The following is an 8,610-nucleotide window of genomic DNA, read 5'->3' on the forward strand; positions in this document are numbered from 1 at the left end:
ATGGCGGTCAAAGTCACCGTGGTGGTTCCGACGTACAACTCGGGAATCCACATCGAGCCGCTGGTCGGGTCGCTGCTCGGGCAGACCCTGCCCAGCGACGAGTTCGAGGTGCTCTTCGTCGACGACGGCTCGACCGACGAGACCCCGGAGCGGCTGGCGGCCCTGGTCGCCGAGCACGACCACTTCCGGATGGAGCGCATTCCCAACTCGGGCTGGCCGGGAAAGCCGCGCAACATCGGCGTGGAGCGGGCGAACGGTCAGTACGTGCAGTTCGCCGACCACGACGACCGGCTCGCGCCCGAGGCGCTGGAGCGGCTGTACGGCATGGCCGCGCGCAACGACTCCGACATCGTCATCGGCAAGGTCGCCAGCAACTTCCGCAGCCGGGGCGTCCCGTACGGTCTGATGACCCGGACCCGGGAGAGCTGCACGGTGCGGGACGCGCCGCTCATCGACAGCCTCACCCCGCACAAGATGTTCCGGACCGCGTTCCTGCGCGAACACGGCATCGCGCACCCCGAGGGGCCCTGGATCCTGGAGGACCAGCTCTTCATGGTCCGCGCCTATCTCAAGGCGTCCGTGGTCTCCGTCCTGGGCGACTACGTCTGCTACGCGTACTGGGCCCGTGAGGACGCCGAGAACGCCGGTACGGCCGCCATGGACCCGCGCCGTTACTACGGGAATCTCCGCGAGGTCATGGCGACCGTCGTCGCGGGCACCGAGCCGGGGCCCGAGCGCGACCGGCTCCTGCGCCGCTTCTACCGGGTGGAGATGCTGCACCGGCTGGGCGAGCCGCCCAAGGGCCTGCTGGTCGACCCGCCGTTCCGGGACGACCCGTTCGCGGTGGTGCGCGAGCTGGCCGAGGAGTTCATGACGGACGGCGTGCACACGGGGCTGGCCGCCGTACAGCGGACCAGGTCGGCCCTGCTCCGGGAGAACAGACCGGCGGAACTGACCGAGTTCACCCGCAGGCAGACGGATCTCGCCGCGCGCTGCGCGATCGAGCGTGCGGACTGGAGCCGGGACCGGTTCAAGGCGTCGTTCACCGCCCGGTTCGCGGGCGAACCCGGCCCCGACGGCGCCCACGACGGGTCCGGTCTGCTGCTGGCCCGGCGCGGCGACCGGTACTTCCTCGCGCCCGCCCTGACGGACGGTGTCCTGTCCGAACCCGTCGATGTGACCGACGAGTTGAAGTCCTTCAGGGCCGATGTGCTGCTGCGCCACGCGGAGACCGCGCATGTGTGGCTCCCCGACCGCGAGACGTCTCTGGTCCTGGAGGAGGAGCCCGTCCCGGACGGCCTCGTCGGCGCCGTGCCCGAGGGCACCGTGCTCGTACGGCCCGTCGTCCGCGGCACCCTCGCCGTCGACCCGCTGCGCGGCGCGGGCGGCGGGCCCCTCGCCGAGGGCGTCTGGGAGGTGCAGATCAGGCTCATGGGCGCGGGCTTCGACCGGTACACACGGCTCGGCGGGGACACGGCGCCCGGGGAGGTGGCTCTGCCCGGCCCGGAGATCCTCGGCGGACACGAGATCACCGGCGCGCTCACCGAGGACGGGCTGACCCTGACCGTACGCGCGACCGACGCGGTGCCGGGTCCCCGGCCGCCGAAGGTCAGCGTCGTCGTACCCACCGCCGGGGCGGCGCCCGAGGCCGTGGAGACCACCCTCGCCTCACTCGCCGCCCAGACCCTGCCGGCGGAGGACATCGAGGTGATCACCGTGCCGGACGCGGCGCCGGGCAACGATCCCCGTAACACCGGGACCGACACCGCGACCGGCCAGTACGTGCTGTACATGGAGCCGGGCGACCGGCTCGGCACGGAAGCCCTTGAGCGGATGTACGCGTACGGCATCGAGCACGACGCCGACATCGTCGCCGGGAAACTCGCGGGCAAGGGCCGCGCCGTCCCCCGCGAGCTGTTCGTACGGGACCGGCCGCGCGCCACCCTCGCCAAGGACCCGCTGGCCGACAGCCTGACCGCCAACAAGCTGTTCGACCGCGCCTTCCTCGACGGGCACGGGATGCGCGACGGGCACGGGCCGCTCGACGGGCAGGGGCTGCGCTTCCCCGTCGGCGGCGGGCAGCTGGCCGAGCAGGCGTTCACCGCCGAGGCCACCCTCCGGGCGGGCCGCACCGCCGTCCTCGGCAGCTATGTCTGCTACCACTACGGTCCGGCCGGCGCGGGCCCCGCCCTACCGCCCGGGGAGTTCTACCCCGAGCTGCGCGCCCTGCTGAAGACCGTCGACGGCCTCGTCGGGCCCGGGGCGGCGCGCGACCGGCTGCACCGGCGCTGGCTGCGCGTGGAGATCCTGGACCGGCTGAGCGGCAAGCGCCTGCTCGACCTGGACGAGGAGGCGCGGCACGAGCTGTTCCGGGCGATCCGCGCGGTCGTCGTGGACGGCATCTCGGACACGTCGGTGGCCGGTCTGCCCGCCGCGCGCCGGGTGGCCGTCGGGCTGATCACCGACGACCGGCTCGACGATCTGGTGGCGCTCGCCGCCTGGGAGTCCTCCGTCGTCTGCCACGCGCGGCTGGACGCGCTGTCCTGGCTGAACGACGGCGGCGGTCTGCGGGTGGCCTTCACGGGCGAGCTGCACGGCGCCGACGGACCGCTGGGCGTCACCGACACCGGTACGGATCAGGAGGCGCTGGCACCGGCCGGTCTCTCCCCTGCCCTGCGGGACCGGCTCGCCCGCGAACCGCTCACCGGCGGCGCCTCCCCCGCCAAGGCGTCCGTCGTCCTCGTCCTGCGCGAACGCGCCAGCGGCGCCGAGTACCGGCTGCCCACGAAGACCACCGTCTTCCGCCCCGAAGGCGTGCTGAGCATCGCCGGGACGGCCCGGCTCGACCTCGCCACGGCGCTGGACGGCGCCGCGCTCGGCGACGGCGTCTGGGATCTGTCCGTACGCCTGACCGCGCTCGGCTGGACGAAGTCGGCGCGGCTCGGCTCCCGGCGCGGCCCCGAGGTGCCGGAACAGCTCACGGCCGTGCCGCACCCGACCGCGCGGGACCGCCGTGTCACGCCGTACTGGACCAATCCGCAGCGCGATCTGTCCCTGCGCGTCGCGGTGCCCGAGCCGGAGCCCGCTCCCCATGCGCGGGCCACGCCGGCGCCCGCGCCGGGACCGCTGCGCCGCCTCGCCCGGCGGCTGCGGCGGGGCTGAACTCAGCCCGGCGGGGCCGAGCTCAGCAGCAGCCCGCGTCCCCGCCGCCGTCCCCGTCCCCGTTCAGGTTCGCGCCCAGCGTCCGCTTGTTGCGTGCCGCGCGGTTCCGCTCGCCCAGCAGTTCGTCGGCCGGATAGCCGACCTCCTCCAGGGTGAGCCCGTGCGGCCGTACGACATGCACCGCCGAGTCGCGCACCCCCGCCGCCAGCACCTTCGCCGGCCACTCCACGGGCCGGTGCCCGTCGCCCACGAACAGCAGCGCGCCCACCAGCGAGCGCACCATGTTGTGGCAGAAGGCATCGGCCCGCACGGTCGCGGTGATCACCCCGTGCGCGTCACGCTCCCACTCCAGCCGCTGGAGCGTACGGATGGTCGTCGCGCCCTCGCGCCGCTTGCAGTACGCCGCGAAGTCGTGCTCGCCGCGCAGCCCCGCGGACGCCGCGTTCATCGCCGCCACGTCCAACGGCCAGTCGTGCCACAGCACATGACCGCGCAGCAGCGGATCGACACCCCCGGGATGGTCGGTCACGCGGTACGCGTAGCGCCGCCAGACGGCCGAGAAGCGCGCGTTGAAGCCCGGGGGCGCCTCGGTGACCTTCCAGACCCGTACGTCATGGCTGAGCCGCCCCGCGAGCCGCCGCAGCAGCCGCTCCCGGTGCTCGGCCCACACGTCGTCCGGCAGATCGACATGCGCGACCTGTCCGCGCGCGTGCACACCCGCGTCCGTACGTCCGGCGACGGTCAGCTCGTACGTACGCGACGACCGCGTCACCGTACGCAGCGCGTCCTCGATCTCGCCCTGTACGGTCCGCCGGGTCCGCTGCCTCGCCCAGCCGGAGAAGTCCTTGCCGTCGTACGACAGGTCAAGACGTATCCGTACGTGTCCGGGCGCCGCGCCCTCGATGTCCTCGCTCACCTGACCCACCTGACTCACGTGCTCCACCTGACCCACCTGACACACCCGTCAGCGTTTTCCATACAGAACGGGCCCGCCCCCCAGAGGGAGCGGACCCGTCCGTCAGTCGTCAGAACGCTCAGGCGTCCTTGGACTCCGACTCGGCCTCGGCGGCCGGCTTGGCGTCCTCGACGGCCTCGGCCGGAGCCTCGTCCTTCTTGAGGGCGTCTTCCTTGACCGCGCGCTTCGTCGCCGCCTCGGCCTCACCGGTGGCCTGCTGCGCCACGGTCAGGGCCTCGACCAGCTCGATGACCGCCATCGGGGCGTTGTCGCCACGACGGTTGCCGATCTTGGTGATGCGCGTGTAACCACCGGGGCGGTTCTCGTACCGCGGGGCGATCTCGGTGAAGAGCGTGTGGACGACGCTCTTGTCCGTGATCGACTGCAGCACCAGACGACGGTTGTGGATGTCGCCCTTCTTCGCCTTGGTGATGAAACGCTCCGCGATCGGGCGCAGGCGGCGGGCCTTGGCCTCGGTCGTGGTGATGCGGCCGTGCTCGAAGAGCGACTTCGCGAGGTTCGCGAGGAGCAGCTTCTCGTGCGCGGCGCTGCCGCCCAGACGGGCACCCTTGGCGGGCTTCGGCATGGTGTATCTCCTTGTGTCTGCACCGGCCGTATCAGGTACCGGTGTCAGTTCCCGGACGGGCGATCGCCCGCCGGAACCCGGAGCTCACGCTCCGGAGGCGGTTCAGTACTGCTCGGTCTCCACGAACCCGGCGTCCGCGTCGTCGTCGGCGCCGAAGGCGTCAGCGGCGGCGGTCGGGTCGAATCCGGGCGGGCTGTCCTTGAGGGCCAGGCCCATGCCGGCCAGCTTCGCCTTGACCTCGTCGATCGACTTGGCACCGAAGTTACGGATGTCGAGCAGATCGGCCTCGGAGCGCGCCACCAGTTCACCCACGGAGTGGATGCCCTCGCGCTTGAGGCAGTTGTACGACCGAACGGTGAGCTCCAGCTCCTCGATCGGCAGGGCGAGATCGGCGGCGAGCGCCGCGTCCGTCGGCGACGGGCCCATGTCGATGCCCTCGGCGTCGATGTTGAGCTCGCGCGCCAGACCGAACAGCTCGACCAGCGTCTTACCGGCGGACGCCATGGCGTCACGCGGCCGCATGGCCTGCTTGGTCTCGACGTCGACGATCAGCTTGTCGAAGTCGGTGCGCTGCTCGACACGGGTCGCCTCGACCTTGTACGTGACCTTGAGCACCGGCGAGTAGATGGAGTCGACCGGAATCCGGCCGATCTCCTGGCCCACCTGCTTGTTCTGGACGGCGGAGACATAGCCGCGACCGCGCTCGACGGTCAGCTCCATCTCCAGCTTGCCCTTGCCGTTCAGCGTCGCGAGCACGAGGTCGGGGTTGTGGACCTCGACACCGGCCGGCGGGGCGATGTCAGCGGCCGTGACCAGGCCGGGGCCCTGCTTGCGCAGGTACATCACGACCGGCTCGTCGTGCTCCGAGGAGACGACCAGCTGCTTGATGTTCAGGATGAGGTCGGTGACGTCCTCCTTGACGCCCGGCACGGTGGTGAACTCGTGCAGGACACCGTCGATCCGGATCGACGTGACCGCCGCGCCGGGGATCGAGGAGAGGAGCGTACGCCGAAGGGAGTTGCCGAGCGTGTAGCCGAAGCCCGGCTCCAGCGGCTCGATCACGAACCGCGAGCGGTATTCGTCGACGACCTCTTCGGTCAGCGAGGGACGCTGAGCGATAAGCATGGTTCATGCCTCCAGTCTTGGCACCCGCTATTTGATGCCAACAGAACAAGGGTACGGGCGGCACGGCACCGAAGCGCCGTACCGCCCGCGAGCCGTTCCCCTGCGCGGGGAAAGGGTCAGACGCGGCGGCGCTTCGGGGGGCGGCAGCCGTTGTGCGGGGTGGGGGTGACGTCCTGGATCGAGCCCACCTCCAGGCCGGTGGCCTGGAGCGAACGGATCGCGGTCTCACGGCCGGAGCCGGGACCCTTGACGAAGACGTCGACCTTGCGCATGCCGTGCTCCTGCGCGCGGCGGGCGGCCGACTCGGCGGCCATCTGCGCGGCGAAGGGGGTGGACTTGCGCGAGCCCTTGAAGCCGACGTGGCCGGCGGAGGCCCAGGAGATCACATTGCCCGAGGGGTCGGTGATCGAGACGATCGTGTTGTTGAACGTGCTCTTGATGTGGGCGTGCCCGTGAGCGACGTTCTTCTTTTCCTTGCGGCGCACCTTCTTGGCAGCGCCCTGACGACCCTTGGGGGGCATCTATTTCTCCTACAGGGAGGTGGTCGGTCCTACAGCGAAGACCGCTGATGAGCGTCCGCTGAGGACTACTTCTTGCCCGGCTTCTTCTTACCGGCGATGGCGCGACGCGGGCCCTTGCGGGTACGAGCGTTCGTGCTGGTGCGCTGTCCGTGCACCGGCAGGCCACGGCGGTGACGCAGACCCTGGTAGCAGCCGATCTCCACCTTGCGGCGGATGTCGGCGGCGATCTCGCGACGGAGGTCACCCTCGGTCTTGAGGTTGGCGTCCACGTACTCGCGGATCTTGACGAGGTCTTCCTCGGCAAGGTCGCGGACACGGATGTTCGGGTCGACGCCAACGGCGGCGAGGGTCTCCTTGGACCGGGTGCGCCCGATACCGAAGACGTAGGTGAGGGCGACCTCGACGCGCTTGTCGCGCGGGAGGTCAACGCCTGCGAGGCGTGCCATTCATGGCTCCAGATGATGTCGGAGGTCTTCCGCAGTGTCGTTCCCGGCTGCCGGTCCCTCCCTCTACGGGAGCGATACGGTCCGGGTCCCCGGCCTCCGCCGGAGGTGTCGGTCCCACCGCGTGGGAGCCGGACACTGCGTCATTACGATTTTGCTCGCGTCGCGCGAAGTACTGCGAGAGGCAGGTGGTCTTGCGTCAGCCCTGGCGCTGCTTGTGGCGCAGGTTGTCGCAGATGACCATGACCCGGCCGTGACGGCGGATCACCTTGCACTTGTCGCAGATCTTCTTGACGCTCGGCTTGACCTTCATGGGATTGAGGTTCTCCGGGTCAGTGCGGGCACCCCGTGAGGGATGTCAGCAAGATCTACTTGTATCGGTAGACGATCCGGCCACGCGTCAGGTCGTACGGAGACAGCTCCACCACGACCCGGTCATCGGGGAGGATACGGATGTAGTGCATCCGCATCTTGCCGCTGATGTGCGCGAGGACCTTGTGACCGTTCTGCAGCTCCACCTTGAACATGGCGTTCGGGAGGGACTCGATCACGGTGCCCTCAATTTCGATGGCACCTTGCTTCTTGGCCACGCTTCGCCCTTCGAATCGGCTACCTTGATCGATTCTGGCAGCCGCATGAGGACACACGGGTACACCAGAGCCGACGCGTCAGTCTACGGGAGCGCACTCGAAAAGACGAATCCGTTCAGTTTGCCCACCGGGGGAGATTCTTAAGCGCCCGCCCTGGAGCGCCCTACCTAGGCCAGCGGGCCTGCTCTCTCACCGCCCCGCTCGCGGGCTCGGCGCCGGGGCGCCTCACAGGCTTCGCACGGCTGCGTCGGCCTCCGGCCGCCGGATACAGCGACCCCGACATTCAGGCCAGCGGGTCCGGAGCCGCGGTGACACCCAGCTCGGCGAGCTTCGCCCTGCCCCCGTCGGGGGCGGTCAGGACCAGCGGGCCCTCCTCGGTCAGCGCCACGGAGTGCTCCCAGTGCGAGGACCAGGTGCCATCGGTCGTGACGACCGTCCACTCGTCCTCCAGCACCTCCGTACGCGGTGTACCGAGCGAGACCATCGGCTCGATCGCCAGACAGAAGCCGGGAACCAGCTTCGGGCCCTTGCCGCGCTTGCGGGAGACATAGTTCAGCAGATGCGGGTCCATGTGCATCTCGGTGCCGATGCCATGGCCGCCGTAGTCCTCGATGATCCCGTACTTGCCGCCGCCGGGGCGGGGCTGTCTGCGGATGTACGTCTCGATCGCCCGGGACACGTCCACCAGCCGGTTGCCGCCGCGCATCGCCGCGATCCCGGCCCACATCGACTCCTCGGTCACCCGGGAGAGTTCGACCAGTTCCGGAGCGTGACCGGTGCCGACGAACGCCGTGAAGGCCGCGTCGCCGTGCCAGCCGTCGATGATCGCGCCGGCGTCGATGGAGATGATGTCGCCGTCCTTGAGGACGGTCCTGTCGTCCGGGATGCCATGGACGACGACCTCGTTGACCGAGGTGCAGATGGTCGCGGGGAACCCGCCGTACCCGAGGAAGTTCGGCTTGGCTCCGTGCTCGGCCAGTACCTTGCGGGCGACCTGGTCCAGATCCCGGGTGGTGGCGCCCGGCACCGCCGCCTCGCCGGTGGCCGCGTGCACGGCGGCGACGACCAGTCCCGCCTCACGCATCTTCGCGATCTGCTCGGGGGTCTTGATCTGCACCATGCCTGTGCCTTCCACCTGTCTGTGACTGATCCGATACGCCTTGCTCAATACGTCCGCTTCACACGGACCGCTCAACAGTACGGCCGTGGCGTCCGAGGGACGCCACGG

The 8,610-nt window shown here is 70.2% G+C and carries 9 protein-coding genes; 1 reads left to right on the forward strand and 8 read right to left on the reverse strand.

Annotation, left to right across the window (positions count from 1 at the left end):
• Window positions 1–3,162: a glycosyltransferase family 2 protein gene (locus tag M1203_RS05365; protein WP_249948323.1), complete on the forward strand. Its 3,162-nt coding sequence runs from the start codon at window positions 1–3 to the stop codon at window positions 3,160–3,162.
• A 22-nt stretch (window positions 3,163–3,184) separates the two neighbouring features.
• On the opposite strand, the gene truA is transcribed toward M1203_RS05365, so the two are convergent.
• From truA to map, 8 genes are all read right to left on the reverse strand, one after another.
• A complete protein-coding gene (gene truA, locus M1203_RS05370; protein WP_249948531.1) occupies window positions 3,185–4,078 on the reverse strand; it encodes a tRNA pseudouridine(38-40) synthase TruA in 894 nt (297 codons plus the stop codon).
• Between the two features lie 118 nt (window positions 4,079–4,196).
• Window positions 4,197–4,703: a 50S ribosomal protein L17 gene (gene rplQ, locus M1203_RS05375; RefSeq protein WP_030351453.1), complete on the reverse strand. Its 507-nt coding sequence runs from the start codon at window positions 4,701–4,703 to the stop codon at window positions 4,197–4,199.
• A 102-nt stretch (window positions 4,704–4,805) separates the two neighbouring features.
• Complete coding sequence (locus M1203_RS05380; protein WP_003956430.1) at window positions 4,806–5,828, reverse strand: DNA-directed RNA polymerase subunit alpha; 1,023 nt, start codon at window positions 5,826–5,828, stop codon at window positions 4,806–4,808.
• 116 nt (window positions 5,829–5,944) lie between these two features.
• The gene (gene rpsK / locus M1203_RS05385; protein ID WP_003956432.1) at window positions 5,945–6,349 is read right to left on the reverse strand and encodes a 30S ribosomal protein S11; all 405 of its coding nucleotides are present in this window, start codon (window positions 6,347–6,349) and stop codon (window positions 5,945–5,947) included.
• Between the two features lie 65 nt (window positions 6,350–6,414).
• Window positions 6,415–6,795 carry a 30S ribosomal protein S13 gene (gene rpsM / locus M1203_RS05390; protein WP_249948324.1) on the reverse strand — a complete coding sequence of 127 codons (381 nt, stop codon included), beginning with the start codon at window positions 6,793–6,795 and terminating at the stop codon, window positions 6,415–6,417.
• A gap of 196 nt (window positions 6,796–6,991) precedes the next feature.
• Complete coding sequence (rpmJ, locus tag M1203_RS05395) at window positions 6,992–7,105, reverse strand: 50S ribosomal protein L36 (RefSeq protein WP_003956441.1); 114 nt, start codon at window positions 7,103–7,105, stop codon at window positions 6,992–6,994.
• Window positions 7,106–7,160: 55 nt separating this feature from the next.
• On the reverse strand, window positions 7,161–7,382 hold the full coding sequence (infA, locus tag M1203_RS05400; RefSeq protein ID WP_003956442.1) for a translation initiation factor IF-1: 222 nt from the start codon (window positions 7,380–7,382) through the stop codon (window positions 7,161–7,163).
• A 283-nt stretch (window positions 7,383–7,665) separates the two neighbouring features.
• On the reverse strand, window positions 7,666–8,502 hold the full coding sequence (gene map, locus M1203_RS05405; RefSeq protein WP_249948325.1) for a type I methionyl aminopeptidase: 837 nt from the start codon (window positions 8,500–8,502) through the stop codon (window positions 7,666–7,668).
• Window positions 8,503–8,610 lie beyond the last annotated feature (108 nt).

The sequence above is a fragment of the Streptomyces sp. 35G-GA-8 genome, from assembly GCF_023534745.1.
GTDB lineage: Bacteria > Actinomycetota > Actinomycetes > Streptomycetales > Streptomycetaceae > Streptomyces.

Coding starts and splice junctions, on each gene's coding strand:
- rpsK (WP_003956432.1), bottom strand. CDS start 6,349: ATGCCCCCCAAGGGTCGTCAGGGCGCTGCCAAGAAGGTGCGCCGCAAG.
- rplQ (WP_030351453.1), bottom strand. CDS start 4,703: ATGCCGAAGCCCGCCAAGGGTGCCCGTCTGGGCGGCAGCGCCGCGCAC.
- rpsM (WP_249948324.1), bottom strand. CDS start 6,795: ATGGCACGCCTCGCAGGCGTTGACCTCCCGCGCGACAAGCGCGTCGAG.
- map (WP_249948325.1), bottom strand. CDS start 8,502: ATGGTGCAGATCAAGACCCCCGAGCAGATCGCGAAGATGCGTGAGGCG.
- M1203_RS05365 (WP_249948323.1), top strand. CDS start 1: ATGGCGGTCAAAGTCACCGTGGTGGTTCCGACGTACAACTCGGGAATC.
- M1203_RS05380 (WP_003956430.1), bottom strand. CDS start 5,828: ATGCTTATCGCTCAGCGTCCCTCGCTGACCGAAGAGGTCGTCGACGAA.
- rpmJ (WP_003956441.1), bottom strand. CDS start 7,105: ATGAAGGTCAAGCCGAGCGTCAAGAAGATCTGCGACAAGTGCAAGGTG.